This window comes from Gardnerella nova (assembly GCF_049244055.1).
Lineage (GTDB): Bacteria > Actinomycetota > Actinomycetes > Actinomycetales > Bifidobacteriaceae > Bifidobacterium > Bifidobacterium vaginale_H.
In genome coordinates, this window is the sequence record NZ_CP058369.1 from 1,075,902 (window position 1) to 1,096,150 (window position 20,249).

Consider the following 20,249-nt stretch of genomic DNA (forward strand, 5'->3'; position numbering starts at 1 on the left):
AGCACCGGTGTGCTTTCAACGCAAGCTCAGCAGCGAGTACACGCAAAGTGTACGAGCGCTATAAGCGCAAACACAAATTTTCCAGCCTCGTAAAAACCAAAAAACTAAATCAGTTACAAAACTCATAGACGATACGCAAGGATAACGAAAATAAACTCGCGCCGCATTAAGCAAGAACTTATCTGCTCAATGCAGCGCGAAAGCAGGACATCGCACTAGCGCAAGGAAGCGTTGTAATGCTGAACCTTAAGCGCGCGACGCGAGGAATCCAAATTGCCGAGCACCATGCGACGCAAAGCCTGATCCGCATCCTTATGCTCATCAAGCCACTTCTCACCGCTCGCAACCAACTCGTCCACATCCGCATAAGTTGGATACAAGCCCTCAATCAAAGCCTCAGCCATGTGGAAGGTGCGATTCTTCCAAATCCACTCAACTTCAGCAAAGTAGCGCTCAACGTAAGGCTTAACCAAATCGCCCTTAGCCGTGCTTGTGAAGCCGGCAACCACAGCGCCCATCTGCATATTCGTCAAATCGAGATTGCGCAAAGCCTGTTCGAAAGCCCAATCCTTAGCTTCTGCCGTTGCGCGCGCTGCACGAGCTTGGTAAGCGTATTCGCGATTTTCAGTAGTGTCGCGCTTGGCGAGTTCCGCGTCAATTCCAGCTTCGTCCAAATCGTTCACTCTAGCGAGCGCAATCAAAATGCTCCAACGCAAGTCGTTGTCGATTTCCAAGCCTTCCAGATTCACGGAACCGTCGAGCAAACCGCGGGCGACGCGCACAAACTCAGCATCTCCCACTTCGCCGTAGCCAAGATAAGCCTTAAGCAGCTGGAACTGCTCGTCGGAGCCGGCCGAAGCCACCAAAGCGAGCTGCCACAATTCGTGAGCCACATGCTTTGCAACTTCTGCCTGATGCTCTGGAACTACGTAATGGCTTGCGGTTACCTTAACCTGGCCGAGTGCGTAACGGAAAGTCGTGGATTCGCGCTCGGTTGCCAATGCCTTGAGGCTCAGCTCAATAAAGCGTTCTGCCGGGAATTCGGCGTCGCGAGTCATATCCCACAACGCGAGCCAAATAAGCGAGCGCGTCAAAGAGTCCTTGAAACGGTACAGGTTTCCGGCAGCAAATTCAAGCGACTTTTCGTCGAAACGTAGCTTTGTGTAGGTTAAATCGTCGTCGTTTACGAGGATTAACGCAGGCCTGCGCAGGCCGCGAGCTTCCGTAACTTCCGTTACTTCGCCGTCGACGTCGAGTTCGATTCGCTTCGTGCGCTTGATTTCGCCAGTTGCTTCGTCCAAATCGTAGAAGCCGACAGCCAATCGGTGAGCGCGCAAAACAGGATGCTCAGCCGGCGCGCTTTGACGCAAACGCAAGGAAGTAATCGTGCCAGTTCCGTCGCCAGCTTCTTCGACTTCCGTGGAAATCGTGTTAATTCCAGCTTTTTCAAGCCATTGCGCACTCCACGCCTTCAAATCGCGACCGCTGGTAAGCTCTAATTCCTGCAGCAAATCTGCCAAAGTTGCGTTGCTGTAAGCGTGCTTGCTCAAATAATTGTGGATTCCTTCAAAGAATTGTTCGCGACCAACGTAAGCTACGAGCTGCTTCAAAACGGAAGCGCCCTTTGCGTAGGTGATGCCGTCGAAGTTGACGGAAGTGTCGTTCAAATCGTTGATTGGAGCCACGATTGGGTGCGTTGTTGGAAGCTGATCTTGGTTGAGTGCCCAGCTTTTTTCGCCGGAGTTGAAAGTGCTCCAGGCGTCATGCCATTCGGTTGCTTCAGCGGTGGCAAGAGTGGAGGTGAATTCTGCGAAGGATTCGTTAAGCCACAAGTCGTTCCACCACTTCATGGTTACGTAGTCGCCGAACCACATGTGTGCAAGCTCGTGCAAAACTGTCACAACGCGGCGCTCAGCGTAGGCGTCCGTAACTTTGGATTCGAACACGTACTGGTCGCGAATCGTAACCATACCAATGTTTTCCATAGCGCCGGCGTTGTATTCTGGCACGTAAATCTGATCGTACTTTGCGTACGGGTATGGCACTCCCCAAGTCTTAGCGTAGAAAGCAAAACCTTTCTTCGTAATGTCGAATAAGTAGTCAACGTCTTTTGCAAACGCGTCTTTAAGTGCTTGACGGCAGTACATTGCCATTGGCACTACGCGACCGTCTTCGTTTTGGTATTCCGTGTGCCACCCAGCGTAAGGACCTGCGCAAATTGCGGTTAAGTAGGAGCTCATTTTTGGAGTTGGCTCGAATACCCAGCGCTTCATGCCTTCAACAGCGCCGTTTTCTAAAGTGCCAGCTTCGGTTTCGCGGCCTTCCAGCGCGGTTTCGCTAGCTACCGGCATGTTGGAAGTGACAATCCAGCTTTCTGGAGCGTCCACGCTAAAATCAAAAACAGCCTTCAAATCTGGCTGATCAAATACGGCGTACACGCGGCGAGCGTCCGGCACTTCGAACTGCGTGTAAAGGTACACGTTGCCGTCGGAAGGATCAACGCTTCTGTGCAAGCCTTCGCCCGTGTTGGAATACTGGCAGCTTGCCACCACTTCTACGGTATTGTGCTCAAGCAAATTCGCGAGTTCAATTCGGCTGTCTGCAAAAACTTTCGTAACGTCAAGAGCGGTGCCGTTGAGCACTACGGATTCCACGCTGTTTGCAATCAAATCGAGGAAGCTTGTTTCCCCAGCCTTAGCGTCGAACTCAATCGTCGTGCGCGAAGTAAAATCGCGGCCACCCTTACCTAAATCGAGTGACACATTGTAATGAATTGGCATTTGAATTGCGTCAAAACGTTCCGCAGCTTCTACTCGAGTAAGATTTGCTCCTGGCATATATACCTTCCTTATATTTTTCTTATTTTTTGATTATATTTATGGTTATTTACGATTATTTATGGTTATTTACGATTATTTTCGGTTACCTGCAAATGTTTACGATTATTTTTGTTTACTTTTGCGTATTTTCCGAAATATCCGCAACCACCGGCACAATCATCGGCTTCCTGCGCAACGCGCGCGCAATCCAGCTTCCCAAAGTGCGTCGCATCACCTGCTGCAGTTTGTACGTGTCACGCTCACCGTGCATCATCGCATCCTGCAACTGCTCAACAATCTGGTGACGAACCTTCTCAAAATCAGCTTCGTCTTCGGCGACCGCGTTCAGGAAAATCTTCGGCACCGAAACCACGTCCGCATGCTCAGTATCAACTACTACAAAGCTGGAAACGAAACCTTCCGTGCCCAAAATCCTGCGCTTTTCAAGCTCCTCATCCGTAAGCTCACCCACGGAATCGCCGTCGACGTACACGTAACCGCAAGGCACCGAGCCTACAACCGCAGCGTTTCCGTGGTACAAATCAACCACGTCACCGTCTTCAGCCAAAACAACATTTTGCGGATCAACACCAGTTTTTACTGCAATTAAGCCGTTTGCAACTAAGTGACGATGCTCGCCGTGAATTGGCATAGCGCACTTTGGTTTCACAATGTTATACAAGTACAGCAACTCACCTTCGTTGCAGTGTCCGGAAACGTGAATTGCGGCGTTATCTTTGTTGATTACGCGCGCGCCAAGCTGCACAAGCTTATTAATAACCTTGTAAACTTCGTGTTCGTTGCCAGGAATCAGAGAGCTTGCGAGAATAACAGTGTCATATTCGTTAACAGTAATATCCCTGTGGCTGCCGTCCGCAATACGCCCGAGCGCCGCCATCGGCTCGCCTTGGGAACCCGTGCACATATACACGAGCTTGTCGTCCTGAATATCCTTGGCTTGCTTTAAGTCCACAACCGTATTTTCAGGAATATGCAAGTAGCCGAGATCTGCAGCAATCGACATATTGCGCACCATCGAACGGCCGACGAACACAACTTTGCGACCAAACTTATGCGCTGCGTCAACCACTTGCTGCACGCGATGCACGTGGCTTGAGAAGCTGGCAACAATAATTTTGCGCGTAGCTTCAGAAAAAGCGCGATCCAAAGCTGGACCAATCGACGTTTCCGGCTTTACAAATCCCGGAACTTCCGCATTCGTGGAATCCGCCATAAGCAAGTCGATTCCCTGCTCACCCAAGCGTCCAAATTCCACCAAATCCGTGATGCGATGGTCGAGCGGCAGCTGGTCGAGCTTAATATCGCCCGTATCGATCAGCGTTCCGGCTGGAGTTTTTACGCAAACTGCGAGCGCGTCCGGAATGGAGTGCGTCACCGTAATAAATTCGAGATTAAACGGGCCGACTTTCATCTTGTCACGACCCTCAACGCGAATAAGTTTCGGATCGATATGATGTTCTTTGCACTTTGCTTCTACGAACGCGAGCGTAAGTTTGGAGCCGATTAGCGGAATATCCGGACGCATCTTGAGAAGGTATGGCACGCCGCCAATATGGTCTTCGTGACCGTGCGTAAGTACCAAAGCTTCAACTTTGTCAAGACGATCTTGAATATAGTGGAAGTCTGGCAAAATCAGGTCGACGCCCGGCTGTTCTTCTTCTGGGAACAGTACGCCGCAATCGACGAGCAAAATGTGGCCGTTGTATTCGATTACGTTCATATTGCGGCCGATTTCACCTAAGCCGCCGAGCGGCACAATGCGCATGGAACCTTTGCGATATTTTGGCGGCGCGATAAGTGCACCTTCACGCTGATCGTTGACTACTGGCGGGAGTACTTTGCCGCTACGATGCGCGGAACCCTTCTCTTTGCGAGTTTCTGTATTTTTTCTTAATTCAGTTGACATATTCATCTCACTACATCTTGCGCAATTGCGCACTGCTTTCTAGTGTACCGTTAGGACTCAACTCGTTAGTTTCTATACGCGCTTGTAAAGTAACTGTCACTTTTTGGCGAGATTTCGACATTTTCTGTACACGACTGTAACGAAACTGTCACTTTTTGGCGAGATTCCGTTAGTTTCTTTACACAGACGTAAAGGAACTATCGCTTTTTAAGCACCATCACGATGAACCAGCCGAACGTCGCAATCGGGATTGCGATAAGCGTCGACATCCACGGCACCATCATGCCCACATGCGAATCCCACGCATCAATTGCCGCACCCGCTGCCATCGATCCCAGCGAGCAACCTACAGCCGAAGCGGTTGGCAGCCAGGAAAGGCCTTCCGTAAGCGATTCTTCCGGCACTGTCGCTTTCACAATAAGATTTCCAGTTGCGAAAATTGGCGAAACGCAAAGTCCAGAAAGCACTTCAAACACGCTCATAAGCATAAGTCGGTCAAGATTGAGATTCATAAGAACGTAGCCGACGGTGAGCAGCGTCAAAAACACGATAAGATGCGACCAGTTGGATCCGCGGAACTTATGCGAACCGAAAATTATTGCGCCAACCAGCGATCCGCAAGCAAAAAGCGCGAGCTGCATACCGATAAAATGTTCAAGTCCTTGCGCTTTCATAGCGGCCGTCACCGACACGTCGAATGCACTAAAGCTCATATTAAACACCACAAACATGAGCACAAGCGGAATAATTCCGCGGTAAAGCAGCACGTTTTTGCCGCGCTTTTTTGCGTGATGATTGTGCAGTTGCTTAAGACTAAATTTGTCGATAAACGAGCGTGCAAAATCTTTCTTTTGAGATTCGGTTTCGGCTTCTAAAATTTCGTTTTCTTTTTGAGATGCGATTAATACGTCGACGTCACCAGCTGCGGCCGTCGGCACTTCCACGACTTTCAACACTGCAGGCTGGGTGTTGCGCAGTGAGAAGAACCATGCTCCACCCAATCCGCTTGCAAGAACTGGCACAAACAATTGCGAAACTGGGTGCACAGAAGTTGCCAACCACGCAGCCAAAATTGGCCCTAAAATAAACACAATCTCGTCGATGCCAGATTCCAACGCATAGGCGACGTTGAGTAGCGAATCGTCACTTTCCGCTCGCAAACTGTACGCCCAGCGGGTTCTAACGAGCGCGCCGAACGCAAACTGCGTCACACCCATCACAATTGCGAGCACAAATAGCAACGCAAGCGGCACTCTGAACAAAGCTGCAAACGCAAACGAAATCATTGCAACTACTTGTGCAGTTAGCGCAATCACACCTACTTTTCGCTGCCCAAAACGGTCAAAAAGCTTAGCATACACTGGAGTTACTGCAGCCTGCGCAAGCACGTAGGAAGCAGACATTGCGCCCGCAATCGTCCAATTGTTATACAAATGGTTCAGTGCGAGCACGATACCCAGCGCAATCATTGACATAGGTAAGCGCGCTATTGCCCCAGCCACGCAAAACGATTTAGCCCCGTTTAATGAAAACAGTCGCTTATATTGCGAAATTGCGGATGTTTTTGTTGTTGCCGTTTGAGACGACATATATTTTGTTACTCCTTTTGAAAACTGTACCCAACTGTACCCAACTCTTATCTAATTAACGCACGCAAATAAACGCACGCTTTTCATAAACGAACGCCCAGCAAACAAACGCCCGCACTAGCGCGTCTGAGAGCGCGCATGCGCCATCTTCCAACGCTCCGAACGCACGCGCGGCTCCCCCGAATAAATGTACAAGTCGTCCACCAAAGACTTCATGTGCTGAGCCTCATACGGGTGATCCGCACGCTTCCACGAAGCATCCTTACGCAATCCGTGATAATCGTAGAAGCTCACGTCACAAGCCGAATCGGTGTGCAAATAGTAGCGGTTTACGCCGTTATTGCGTAGCATGCGCATAGTGCGCTTCCACAAACCGCCGCCGACGCCGTGTCCGCGAGCATCCGGCGAAACTAAGAACAATTCCAGCTCGGCTTGCGTCAAATTATTTATATGCGATTTTGCTTCAAGTTTTGTTTCCAAAGCACGCATTCCGTAGGCTTCTTCCAAAGCGTTATCATACTTCGCGTCGTTTTTTTCTTTCATATTCGCTTCTTGCGCACGAAGCATTCCCTTTACTTCTGGGAATAAAACCGGTTCTCCGAAAACGCGCGCCAAAAGCAGTCCCATAAATTTTCCGTCGACTTCTGCAAGAGTGCCGTGCGTCGATGGTCCTAAATAATGCAGCACGCAACGGCGGGAAAGGCTTAGCGACGCATCTTTCCCAACTTCCGTAGCGATACCCCAGGTACGTTCGTATTCTTGTACGATAGCGTCAATATCACTGAGTTGTACAGGACGAAATTCCACGTTCATGACTGTTCCTTACTTCATACTCCATATATGTTGCACCGCATGCGTTACGCAACATGCGTTATACCATATGCGTTACGCAACATGCGTTATACCACGGCAAAACTGAACCCAGGCATAGCGAGCTAAAAAGTAAAGCTCGCATGCAGCAAAATTTGCCTTGATTTAGCAGTGTAACAACGTTTCATCGATGTTGTGCGTATGCCCGCCCACACGCACTGCACGAGGAATCTGCACGTTATCGAGGTGATGCACGATGCGTTTCAATCGTGGCGCTCTACTAAGCCGCTCGCAGCACTAGAACGTGCCATACGAGGCTTATGCGTCATCATCATCGAGGAATGTCAACGTGTCAGAGTGTAACTCGGCAAGGATTTCATCTTTTGTTTTTGGCTCGGCATGAATCTCTCGTTGAGATTCACCCGCCTCATTCACATAATAAAGGGTGGCGTCGATAGCGTCGAGCGGCGCCTGCGTCATTAGGGACAGCAGCAGTCGATACCAGTCGAGTTGGCCAAGTTTGAGAGCAATATCGCGTGGGCTTGTTGGCTTGTGTCCGGTTTTCCAGTCGACTACGGTGTATAGTTTGCTGCTGTCGTGTGGGTTAAGTCCTCCTGCGAAAATGGCGTCGAGTTTGCCATTGATTATTTGCTCGCCTAATTCTGGTATGTGCGCGACTATCGGTTGTTCGGCCGCGAGTGGCGTGCGATGCGCCCATGACGACGTTGCTAAACGCTGTTTCCATATTAGTAATTTGCGTTCAGCTGCTAGCGCACTGTGCGAAATATTGTTATTCTTTTCGTTATTTTCTATATTTTCTTCGGTTTTTTTGAGTTGTTCAACTAAATTTTTTTGCGCAAAAGTAAGTTCTGAAGATTCCGCAACTTCCGCAGATTCCGCAACTTCCGCAGATTTCGTAACTTCCGCAGATTCCGCAACTTCCGCATATTCCGCACTTTGTTTCACAATAAGCGGCCACAATTCGTAAGGCGCACTGTCACTATTATCACTGCTTAAATCAAGTGAACTACTATCAAACGAACCACTATGCAAGCAGCCGGCTTTCACGAATTGCTCCGCCCACGCGTGGAATCTCGTCCCCAAATCTGAAGCCGACGACGCTGGTTGCGGAATTGGACGAATAATTGCCATCCACTCATTGCGTAAACGTTGGCTAGTTTTAGCAGTGTTATTAGCAGCGTTATTAGCAACGTTATTAGCAGCATCGTTAGTCATAACCGTTCTCCGCTGCACGGTAGTGACGTTAATGTTGCCGGATTGGGAAAGTTGTGCAGCTCGGTTTTGCAGGGCGCGAACGTCGTGATACCAATCAACTTGCGGCATGAGATCGGCGTCTTGAATAAGCGCTTGTGCGCGAGCGAGTAACGATTGAGATTGGCTTTCTTTATTTTCCCCCAAAATTTCTCCCGTAATCTTGCCCGCAATTTCGCTAATACTTTCGCTAGAAACTTCGCGCTTTTCTTCCACAAGTTGCGCGGACTTGCGTAACACGTTTCGTATAGTTGCGCTCGACGAAGCAGGCCACGATAAGAATTGCTGTGCTTTGTCGCTTGGAAGTAGCGTTGGCTTGCTGAGAATTTCTGCAAGTTGTTGCGAATTCGCGCCAACAACATATCCAACTTCGTTTGACGCGTCCCTAACTTTCGTAACGACTGCACCAAGGTTAGTTTCAGATTCAGTATTGCCAGAAAGATTGCCAGAAAGATTGCCAGAAGAATTGCCAGAAGAATTGTTGCCGTCGGCGGATTGTTGCATAGCTTCATAAACTTCATACCAAAAAACAGAAGGTTTGCTAACTCGAGTACGAGCGCCAGCGGAACCAGCGGAAGTAGCACTAGCGGAAGCAGAAGTAGAAGTATCACCTTCTTTCGCATTGTTGTTGCCTACATTGCCGCCGTCACCTCCGTCAGCAGTCATAGCATTACTCTGGCTGCACGTCAGCAATGTGGCATATTTCGCGCGCGTTAAGGCCACATACATGAGGTGACGCTCGTCAATATGCAAAGCGCGCCCACGTTCTTCACGCTGAGAAAGCGGCAATGCGCCGGTTTTCATTGCCGCATCGTACACCTCTCGCGCCTCATCAGGCACAGCAGCATCTGGCGCTTGCTCGTGATTGTAGAATTTTTCCGCCAACTCAAGCATTGCTGCCATACGCGATCCATAAATTTCTGCATCAATTTGTTCCACTGTTTTTATAGCGGCGAGCGAAACGTGAGGATCCATGCTGATCTGCAAGTTGGCATCATGAGGGAATCGCGGCAGAATATCCGCGTCTACACGCAAAGGAGTTGGCACTTTCGCCGCAATTTCAAGCGTTGCGTAAGCGCGCTCTTTGTATTGTCCAGTAGGATTAGACGACTGCTCAACTCGTTCCACACGCAAACCGTCGCCTTGATTGCTTGGGAAGCTTCCTTCATTCAGTCCAACGATTGCCACTGCCGGCCATTCCAAACCTTTAGACTGATGAATGGTGAGAAGCACCACGTCCGCCGGCTCGTCGATTGAGGCGGGAGTGTCGTCAATCTTGTCGATGCTAGCAATCCAAGCCATGAATCCACGCAACGTTGGTGCGGTGAAATCACTCATTTCCTGAAGGTACGCGTCAACGAGAGCAATCATAGAGTCGAGCGTGGCATGCATGTCGTTAAGAAGCGTGGTATTGCTAGAGTTTTCGTTCAAAAGAGCGCGCGAAACAGCCACGTCGATGTCAATATTCAGCACTTCGATTGCTGTGCGCATTACGTCGTGTAGGCTGCCGGATTGCGCACGCTCGATAGCGTCGAGTATTGCGCCAGCGCGAAGCACTGCGGCAAATCCACAGCCGGTTAGCGAACCGCGCAGTTGGGAAAGCCGGCCCTGTTGTTCTGGCTGTGCTTGCTGCTCAGGCTGCGCATGCTGCTCAGGCTGCTCGCTCCGCCCCACGCGCGCATACTCCCGGTAGGCTTCCAACAGCACGTCTGCCATAAAAATCCCACCGTGTATGCTGTTCGTTTGCGCAGCCTGAGATTGCTGCGCTCGCACCAAACTAGCCCACTTGCTGCGCGGCGCGCTCGCATCCACTAATCCCGCCTGTGCTAGCGCGCGGAACACATATTCCACATTCGCCGAAGTCGCCACGCTCGCGAGCGCCGTTAAATCGTCAGTGCTGAGCGCAAAACGAGGAGTTGCCATAAGTCGCATAAGCGCCGCGGTGTTCGTGTGATCCGCCGAAACTGCGAGCGCAGCCAGCACATCTTTGACTTCCGGCTTTTCCAACAGCGCAGAATACCCCACCGTGAGCGTGCGCAATCCGGCCCGCTGCAGTGCTTCTTCGTAGAGTGGAATATTGGTTTTACTGCGGAACAGCACTGCTACACGAGGGCTTGTGACATTCGGATTATCGTTGCTTGAAAGTTGCGTATGAGTTACGTATTGTGCAAAACGCACCACCGCTTCAATTTCTTGATATTGGGTAGGCATATTGACTATGCTCAGCGTCCCAGTTGGTGCCGATTGCAAATATTGCAGATTGTTAACTTCTACTTCCGAAGCAAGCGAGCTGCTGTGCCGTACCGCTGGCACGCGCAAAGCTTTGGTAATAGCGTTTGCCGCTTGCAAAATAAGGCGTGCGTTTCGACGCGTTTGCGTTAGGGAAAATTGACTATCGCTGCCGATATTAAGCGTTTGTTGTAGTTTGCGAAATGCTCCGGAGCTGGCTCCACGGAAGGAATAGATCGCTTGGAAAGGATCTCCCACGGCAGCAATATGCGTGGCATCCGTAATATGCGTAGCATTAGCAGCATCCCCCACATACGCAGCATCCCCCGCACCACTGCCTTCGCCGCTACTCTTTTGTTGATGGAAAAGCGCCGCAATAAGCATGGCTTGAGTTGTGGAAGTATCCTGATATTCGTCCAGCAAAACTTGACTATACTGCCTTCGATATTGCGCCGCTATCGAAGGAAAATGTGTTACTAAACGGTAGGCGGCAATAGTAAAATCACTGAATTGTGCCATGTGAGCGCGCTGTTTAGCATCGTCGAAAGCAAGTACCAAATCGAGCAAGGCCGCACGTTTTTGTGCCACTTCATATACATGCTTGCACGATTCGTAACACGTATTTTTTAGCGTAATATTCAAGTATTCTACGTATTCTTTTCCGTAATTTACGCATTTTTCAAAATATTTTTCGTCAGATTCGTTTTTTCCGCGACGTAATTTAATAGCACTCGGCTTGGCGGGTACACTTTCGAAAGTTTCAGCCTGCTCAAGCGCTTGGCGCACGTGCTCAATCCACGCAGAATTCCACTGTTGAATCTCGCGAACTGCGGCAGCTACGCTATCTAACGATTCTCCCTTACTATTTACTCCAATCATTGAGCAGGAAATATCTGCTGCAAGCGCTAACACATCGTCAATAAGCGCGTCAAAACTATACCAGGTGACAACTTCCGGATGCTGCTGCACGTAATCGTCCACCAACGGCTTCATCAGTTCGCGAGCGCCCGCGCTACTCAACGGCTGCGTACGCTGATCAAAACCAACCAGCAACCCGTATTGGCGCACAATCGTCTGGAAGAAAGCGTCGTAAGTCATAACTTCCGGTTTTAAGAAACCGGCGTGCGCAGGAGAAGCAACAGAATCAGCGCGCGTATGAACGTGCTGACTGACGGCTTGTGCAACTCGTGCAAGCAGTTCAGCAGCCGCCTTATTGGTAAAAGTAAGGCCCAGAATCGATTCCGGTGCCACACCGCGGTCGATTAGATCAATAACGCGCCGAGTCATGGTGTAAGTTTTTCCCGAACCCGCGCCCGCCACAATAAGCATGTCTTTATTGGACGGCGCTTGAATTGCTGCGGACTGTTCCGCACTATCCGTGTTGGCGCGCAACGTGCGCTTGTTCAACGTATCGCTCATATCGCTTGTACCGCTCATATAGCTCGTATCGCTCGTATCGCTCATGATTGACGCACCTCGTAAACGGTATCTAAACGCCCAGCGCAAGCCGGGCAGACTTGTTGCGATCTACAATATTGCACATGCTGCGAAGTTGGGTGCGCGACTATGCGCTGCGAACGCACCACTGCAGCAGCGTAGCAAACGCGAGCAATCATATTAAGGGACCATTGTGCCGTCTCGCTTAAGCAGCGGAACGACTGCCACGCTTGCTCACTTACTCCTTCTGGACGCTCAGAAAGTAGCTTCTCTCGCTGAGGATTATCGAATAATCGCGACATGGTTTTGAAGCCAACGCGCGTCTCAGGCGGGTTGTTATTTAGCATATTTCCAACGAAAAGTGGCGGCTGATATACGTTTTCTGCCACGTTGTGATCCTGCGCAGGCGTATCGTTATACACCACATGGAACAGCATGCTGCGCACGATTGTTGGCGCGTGAGGGTTAGAAATAAGCGGTTTTTCGTCGGCAAAAACTAGAGCAAGCTGGTAGCATACCAATTGCAAATCGTTAAATACTCCACTAGCAGAAAGTGCTTTGCCAGTTTTGTAATCGAGCACGCGCATACTTGTGGAACCGTCGGCGTGCGTGCGCGTTTCCATGCGGTCTATGCGGCCGTGAATATGCACTTGTAAATCGTCGCATACGCCATCGGGCCAGCCTCCAACTAAGGCTCCCATAAGCGCAATAACGTCACTTAATTGCATGGTTGGCAAGTTTGCAGCTTGTAAAGTATTGTTCAAAACTGCTGTTATGTCGTCAAAACCGAAGTGAGCGCTTGTTGGCAACTCGCAGTAGGCTTTCTGCAACGTGCCGATACTGTTGCTAATCGTTTTTTTGCTGGCACTGAGCGTTTGCAACATGCCAGAATCCGATTTTTGCGCGTCTAATTGGTACGTTGACTGATCGTAGGCTGTGACTAAATATTGTGCGATTGTGGTGAGCGCGCGCATAATATTCGTTTGTCGCGCGAGCGCACTGTAGCGTTCTCGAGTGTCTCGAATATCCGCAAGTTCCGGAGCAATGCTGGCGTAATAGTCGGCCATATTTTGGGCGATGGCGTTAATACGACGCACTTTAGAAACGTATGGAGAATAGGAAGATTCCGACGTTACGGATGCTTCAGCGCAAGTTTCTTCTACTTTAGTTTCCGGCAGATCGTAATGCTGATTTTCGCTAGCCCACCGTGCTGTTTCGTGAATAAGCGTGCCGACATACGTTGCCACACTTCCTTTTTGCGGGCCTGCGAGTTGACGACTTAATAGTCCGCACACTGGGCAAGCCCACAAACTATCGACTGCAGAAGGTGACAGACTTACCACAGAACGTGACGCACTTTCTTCAGTTTCTATATTTTTCGTAACTTTCGTATTTTTCGTAACTTTTTCCGCAACTTTTTCCGATTCTTCCGTAACTTTTTCAGATTTTTCCGTACAGTTCGTAAACTTTTCTGCATCTTCCGTAATATCGTTCATAAAATCCCATTGCTTTGGGTTCGCACATTCCACACCGTTATCGCTTAACAGTTGCAACGCCTGAGCCGCATCCACAACAGCTTCACACGAAGGTACGTCAGCGCAAGAACGAACGCCCTCACAACCAACAGTTTCAACACGAGCGCGAGCGACCTCAGCGCGCGCAATCTTTGAACGAGCAGCACAAACCAACCCACGCACATCCATATCAAGACCAGCAAAAGGAAGCGTAAATTCCGTAAAAGGCGTGCGCGAATCTTCATTATTGTAATAGCGTTCAGGCAAGTAATAGTACAAAAAATCGCTAGGAACTGCACTGTCACTGTACTGCGCACTTAAATGCAAACATTCCGTCGCGCGCGTAACAGCCAATAAGAAACTGCGCTGCTCGCCAGCAAACACAGAAGCTTTGTCGTTGGCAGCAAGATCAGTGGCGTTAATGCTGCGTTGACGCGAAGCGAGTATTACGTTAGCTAAACTTTCCGCACCAAACATCGTGCTACGCGGAGCCAGATTTGGCCACACGCGCTGCTGCACAGTCGGCATCCACACCAGCGGCCAATGCTTACCAACAGCACCGGCAGGAGTGGTAAGCGTGACGGCATCCGGGTGAGGAGCCACATGAGCCAACGAATCCGCCTCAATTTCCATACCGCGAACTTGCGCTATAAAATCTGCAATATCGCTAGAACTGCGGGCGTGCGAAGGGGAAGAATCTGCAGAATACTCAGAATCCGAAGCAACGGAATCCGAAGAAACGTAATCCGCAAAATCTGAAGCAACAAAATCCGAAGAATCCGCAGAATCATACGCAGAAACGTAATCAAAAAGACGCATCGCAGCATCTAAACGATCGTTGGCACAATACCCCTCTCTGTTATGCTGCAATGCGGTACGCTGCCAACGTTTGTCAACATTGCAAATCTTCCATGCTTCACCAAGCGCATACTTCGCACGTAACAAATCACTGTTCTTGCGCATAGCAGACGCCAACTGCTGCACCCAATCCCACACCTTCGCAAACGCTTGCACATGAGGATTGTGAGGAGCCATAGTCTTAAGCAACGACAGCACTGTTACCTGCAGCAACGTTGAATGTTCGCCATCGGACGCTCCGTCGCCATCCGCATATCGTATGGCTTGCACAAAGCACAACATGTAGCAAGCGTCCAAAGAAAGAGTATGCAAATCCCCGCTATTATCGCCAGCGTTACTAATATTGCTATCTTCAACAAGACGATTGTCAACAAGCACTTGCGAAGCCGCCGACCGCTCGCGCGCAGCAACAAGCAACTTTGCTCGCACATCATCCCACAACTGCATAAGGCTAAGCAAAGGGGAACTTTGGGCGAGCGCATCAGACTCGATCACAGCCGCCAAAGAAGCCAACGAACGCAACAAAGCCTCAACCGTACCCAACTTCGCAGGAATCTCAGCGCCAGTGTTATTAAGCAATCCCATATCCGCGCAATGCACACTAGCCAACGGACTTTCCATAATCAGATTCACGCGAGAACGCACCCACAAAGCCAAACTAGACAAATTTGCGGAAGTTGCGGAAGTTGCGGAAGTTGCGGAAGTTGCGGAAGTTGCGGAACTTTCTGGACGTAGCAAATCGCCCGCATTATTACCAACACTTAAACGCGAAACAATCCCACTCATCCCACGCTGAACAGCATACGCAAGCTCCATCAACGCAAACAAGCCCTGCACAAAAGGCTCGTCTTTCAAAGGGCGAGTTACCAACGAGTAGCGCACAGGAACGCCATCCTGCCTCAACTGCTCACCAAAAAGACGCACTGTAGCATTGTCGTGCGCAATCAACGCCATATCACTCCACCGACGACGATTCACCATATGCTCACGCTTGATATGCCAAAGCACGGCATCCAATTCCTCGCGCTGCGAACGATATAACGCAGTGCAAACAGTACCATCATCGTCAAGAGTGTTAGAAGATTGTGCCGAATTATTGAGCTGTTTCAGCGACACAACCGGAAGCGTGCCGGCAAAAATTGGCGTTTTCCAAGGGCGATTAGGAAGCGCAACATCCGTACTATGCTGCGACGTAAGCGAAAGTGAAACGCGCGCCGAAAGAATATCGCGCATCGTCGGAGCTGAAAGTTGCGAAGACGGCTGAGGAGAAGATTGTTGCGTTGGGTTTAGCTGGCTTGTTGGGTTTAGCTGGCTTGTTGGGTTTAGCTGGTTTGTTGGGTTCAGCTGATTTGTTGGGTTCAGCTGGCCTGACTTATCCAGCTGACTCAACGTATATTCAGCCGCACGCAACGGCCCTTCCACAGCTACAGTAACACTATAATCCGGATACGCTCCCCTAAAAGCCTGCACCGATTCATCCGGATTTGCCAACAGCACCACGCGAGTGCCAAGCGAAACCAAGGTTTCCACAAAACTCAAGCCAGCAAGCGTAATATCCTGAAAATCATCAACCACCAAAAGAACCGGCATCTCCGCAGACTGTTGCAAATATTGAGCAGCCTTCACACCCTCAACCAACAGCTGCGAAGTGTCGAGACGAAACGAACCAGCATAAGCAGAAGCCAACGCCTCACGATATTGCGCACGAAGCGCAAAAGCAAGCCGCCACTGCGTACGACGACGATCAAGCAACACGCGCACTTGCGGCATAGTCGACGAAGATATAGTTGACGAAGATACAGTCGACGAAGATACAGTCGACGAAGATATATTTGACGCAGATACAGTCGACTCCACGGAATCCAATGCCGCAAAAACCGCTTGCTCACTAGCCGCGTCGCCAACCCCAAGCTCATCAAGTCGCGCAATCATATCGCGCAACTGGTGCATAAAAGCATTACTGATCTCAAGCTGCGAATTGACCGTTGCGTAAGTCGAAGATACGGAAGTTGCGGAAGCTGCAGAAGCTGCAGAAGTTACGGAAGTTGCGGAAACGTTCGCACCATCTTCGCCACCACACGTCAAAGTACCAACCCACGAAGGCGTGCCAAAATACTCTTGCAACAGCGCACAAACTGCACAATCTCCATTATCCCCACGCTCAACATGCTGCACATGCGAACGCACCACTTTACGAAGCAGCGCATCCTGCTCAGCACCGTTGAGCAGCTTCGGAGCAGGCTTATGCTGCGACTTGCAGTACGCGGAAATAATACGAAACGCTAACGAAGCCAACGTGCCAACCGGACGCGACTGTCGGCTCACACCAAGTTCGCGAATAATACTAGCGTCAATACTCGCAGCAAGCGTACGATTCTGCACAACCATCGCCGTCACGCGCTGAGGCCAGCGGCGACAACCCGCAACAGCCGCGCGCACAGCAAAACTCGTTTTGCCAGTATTAGGAGCGCCATACACCAGCATAGCGCGCGTTTCCTGACCTTGAGCATTGCGCAAAGTGCCATCAAATAACGCTTGAAGCGCAGTATTTTCACACATACGCCCAATTCTAGCAACGAGGCAATAGTGGGAAGGAAGTCGACGCTAATTTCGTAGCGTATTTCGCAACGTATTTCGTAACGTGGGAAACGCTAATTTCGTAACGTGCTAATTTTGCAAAATTGCGCGAGCGCGAGCATCCTTAAGCGCCAAAAACACGCGGCCGACACCAATAAAAATCAGCGTAAACACAATAAGCAAATACAGCACGCCCACACCGAGCGTCGTGGCGTTAAAAGTCTGCGGCGCGAAACCAAACCAGCCAGCAGGAGCACCATAATTAAGGAAATTGTAAGGCGCGCGCATGGCATGCACACCCCAGCGGACGCCAACGCACTCGCTTAACATCACGGCATAAGCCACGTACAGCAGCGGCGGCACAGTTGCAACATACAAATGGGCGCGCGTGGAGCGGAAGCGGTAATCAAACAGCACAAAATCAGCAATCGCAAGAAGTGGGGCGATTGCGTGCACGCAAAGGCTACTGCAGCCGTTATTCATGTACGCGCCAACGAAGCCGAGCTTATTCGTTGGAGCGAGGAAGCAAAGGTACAGCGTAAAGGTGACGGCAATGGCAATAGTCACCATGAATTTGAAAACGTACCAGGCGTTGGATTTTGTATCGAACCAGGCGTCGGCTTGAGTCGCAGAGGCTTGGGCTGCGGAAGTTGCGGAACTGCGGGCGCGCGCAAAAGCGACGGAATCCAACGCAAACGAGCCAACCATAGCTACGCACACCGCGAGATTGGAAAGGTTAGTGAAATATGTAAGCGACATCCAACCTTCCCAGGAAGCCGCCATGCCATAAACGGACGCGACTATTGCAATTGCGCGGATTGCAGTGCGCGAGGCATATTCGTGATTGGTGAGTGGGGTTTGTTGCTTTAGCGCGGAATCGTTCGTCATGTTATCTCGCTTTCGTAACTTTAATCACTTATTTTTTACCATACTCATACTTACACATCGGAAAGGGAAAATCTGTAGAAGAAATTGCAAAAATGCGGCGCACTTTTTGTAGATACGTTCAAACGCCGGGAAATCTCCCGCAAATGTTCCATAATTACGCAAATCCAGCAACATTTGCCGGAGAAAAAACTCCCGCAAATGTTCCAAAAATTGACCAAAACGCTCGCGCGGATTGCGACGCGCTCGCTACGAAACTCGCGTTGGAAGTCCCCCGGACTTCCAACTTAAGCGAGTTTCCGCTCCGAGTTGCCTTCGCGCGCTAAATCGCAGCGCTCAGGCAGGTCGTCGCGCAAACGCCGGGAATTCTCCGGCAAATGTTCCATAAAAGCGACAGTCCCTTTACAGCGCTGTACAGAAAATAACGGAATCTCGCCAAAAAACGACAGTCCCTTTACAACGTTGTAAAGAAACTAACGAAATCTCCCTAAAAAGTGACAGTCACTATACAACGTTGTAAAGAAACTAACGAAATCTCCCCAAAAAGCGACAGTCCCTATACAGCGTTGTAAAGAAACTAACGCACGCTAAATCGCAGCGCAGAAGAAAGTAAGTCACGAACAAAAGATATAGTCGAAGGATGGTTCGGAGTGCGCAATCGCCGCAAAATCGCGGACGGCGCTGAGATTACATCCGCAGAACCTGATCTAGATAGTGCTAGCGAAGGGAAACATTATGACAAAAGATAACGCCCCAGAAACCAATAACTGCAACGAAGCAAACGCAACCAACGCAACCAAAGTCGACACCTGCTTCTCCGCGCGCGCCCGCCGCCGCATGTTCCTTGCCGACGTGCGCCAATGCGTCGAACGCGTGCGCGCAACGCAGCCACTCACCCACTGCATCACGAACGTAATCGTGCAAGACATCACCGCCAACGCGCTGCTCGCCGCAGGAGCCTCACCGATTATGGTCACCGACCCGGAAGAAGCGCGCGAACTCACCCAAATCGCCACCGGCGTGCTCATCAACGTCGGCACATTCCACCAGCCGGAAACTTCCGAATACATGCGCGCCGCCGTTGAAGGCTGCGAAAAAGCCGATACCCCATGGGTGCTTGACCCGGTTGGCATTGGCGTGCCGGCGCTCGCCCCACGCACGCGCTTTATCCACGAAATCGTTAAGCACCACCCTACCGTAATTCGCGCGAACGCTTCCGAAATCATGGCGCTCGCCGGCAAGGAAAGCAACGGCAAGGGCGTTGATTCACACGATAGCGTGAACGACGCGCTTCAGGCCGCGCGCGAATTGGCTAAAAAGTACGGCTCAGTAGTGGCAGTTTCCGGCGAAAAGGATGCGATTTACGGTCACGGCTGCTTGGCTCGCGTAACAGGCGGCCACGCAGCTATGACTAAAGTCGTTGGAACCGGTTGCGCTTTGGGAGCGTTGGTTGCAGCGTACGTTGGAGCAAACCCGGAGCGCCCGCTCGCCGCAACTGTTGCTGCGCACGTGCACGCCGCCGCCGCTGGAACTTGGGCCGCCCGCCAAACCACGGCTCCCGGCACATTCCGCACGCTGTGGATGGACGCGCTTTCAACGCTGAGCGTAGACGACATGCTTGAGCTTACTAATATTGAGTTTACTGTGGAACCTGTGGATTGGACGCTGTACTTGGTTACGGATCCGCGCATGGGAAATCGTCCGGAAGAAGAAGTGGCCGTGGAGTCGATTGAGGGCGGCGTTACGGTTGTGCAGTTGCGCGACAAGTATTCCGACGACGCTGAGATTGCGGCTAAGGCTAAGAAGTTGCGTCACGCGCTTATTGATTCCGGACACGGCGATGTGCCCGTGTTTATTGACGATCATGTTGATTGCGCGGCTCGGCTTGGTTTTAACTTGCATATTGGGCAGAAGGATACGCCGTTTGTTGAGGCGCGAAAGGCGATGCCGGCTGAGTGGATGGTGGGGCTTTCGTGCGCGCGCCCGGATTTGATGGAGAAAGCGTACCGCGAGTGCAAGGAAAGTGACGTACCTCTGCCGGATGTGATTGGTATTGGCGCTGCTTTTGAAACGCATACGAAAGCGCACGATGTGCCGCCACTGGGAGTTGAGGGCGTGAATGAGGTTGCGAAAGTTGCGCACACGATGGGCGTGAAAACGTTGGCAATTGGCGGAATTCACGAGAACACAGTGTTCCCTATTCGAGGTCTTGAGATTGACGGCGTGTGCACTGTGTCGGCGCTTATGTGCGCTGAGGATGCGGCTAAAGTTGCGCGCGAGCTTAAGCGCGCGATTGCTGAGTAAAGCGCGATTGCTTGTAGTGCGAGCGCTT

9 protein-coding genes and 1 riboswitch are annotated in these 20,249 nt (G+C 50.7%); of the genes, 2 read left to right on the top strand and 7 right to left on the bottom strand.

The window, feature by feature from the left end; all coding sequences use genetic code 11:
• Positions 1–215: 215 nt before the first annotated feature.
• From pepN to HXT56_RS04435, 7 genes are all read right to left on the bottom strand, one after another.
• Entirely contained in the window at positions 216–2,837 is a 2,622-nt protein-coding gene (pepN, locus tag HXT56_RS04405) for an aminopeptidase N (RefSeq protein WP_421777843.1), read from the bottom strand.
• Between the two features lie 115 nt (positions 2,838–2,952).
• Entirely contained in the window at positions 2,953–4,752 is a 1,800-nt protein-coding gene (locus tag HXT56_RS04410) for a ribonuclease J (protein ID WP_421777844.1), read from the bottom strand.
• Positions 4,753–4,943: 191 nt separating this feature from the next.
• The gene (locus HXT56_RS04415; RefSeq protein ID WP_250309923.1) at positions 4,944–6,335 is read right to left on the bottom strand and encodes an MFS transporter; all 1,392 of its coding nucleotides are present in this window, start codon (positions 6,333–6,335) and stop codon (positions 4,944–4,946) included.
• A gap of 117 nt (positions 6,336–6,452) precedes the next feature.
• Positions 6,453–7,148, bottom strand: coding sequence for a GNAT family N-acetyltransferase (locus HXT56_RS04420; protein ID WP_421777845.1), 696 nt, complete (start codon positions 7,146–7,148; stop codon positions 6,453–6,455).
• 315 nt (positions 7,149–7,463) lie between these two features.
• Positions 7,464–12,110 carry an ATP-dependent DNA helicase gene (locus tag HXT56_RS04425; RefSeq protein WP_421777846.1) on the bottom strand — a complete coding sequence of 1,549 codons (4,647 nt, stop codon included), beginning with the start codon at positions 12,108–12,110 and terminating at the stop codon, positions 7,464–7,466.
• Positions 12,107–17,014: a PD-(D/E)XK nuclease family protein gene (locus HXT56_RS04430; RefSeq protein WP_421777847.1), complete on the bottom strand. Its 4,908-nt coding sequence runs from the start codon at positions 17,012–17,014 to the stop codon at positions 12,107–12,109. The genes HXT56_RS04425 and HXT56_RS04430 overlap by 4 nt, the downstream gene beginning before the upstream one ends.
• Positions 17,015–17,122: 108 nt before the next feature.
• Entirely contained in the window at positions 17,123–17,920 is a 798-nt protein-coding gene (locus tag HXT56_RS04435; RefSeq protein ID WP_421777848.1) for a hypothetical protein, read from the bottom strand.
• A gap of 143 nt (positions 17,921–18,063) precedes the next feature.
• Between HXT56_RS04435 and HXT56_RS04440 the strand changes: the two genes are divergently transcribed.
• Both HXT56_RS04440 and thiM read left to right on the top strand, forming a co-directional pair.
• Positions 18,064–18,243, top strand: coding sequence for a hypothetical protein (locus HXT56_RS04440; protein ID WP_421777849.1), 180 nt, complete (start codon positions 18,064–18,066; stop codon positions 18,241–18,243).
• Between the two features lie 310 nt (positions 18,244–18,553).
• Positions 18,554–18,663: riboswitch (TPP riboswitch) on the top strand.
• Positions 18,653–20,221, top strand: a complete 1,569-nt coding sequence (gene thiM / locus HXT56_RS04445) for a hydroxyethylthiazole kinase (RefSeq protein ID WP_421777850.1) — start codon at positions 18,653–18,655, stop codon at positions 20,219–20,221. Its footprint overlaps the riboswitch before it by 11 nt.
• Positions 20,222–20,249: the final 28 nt, after the last annotated feature.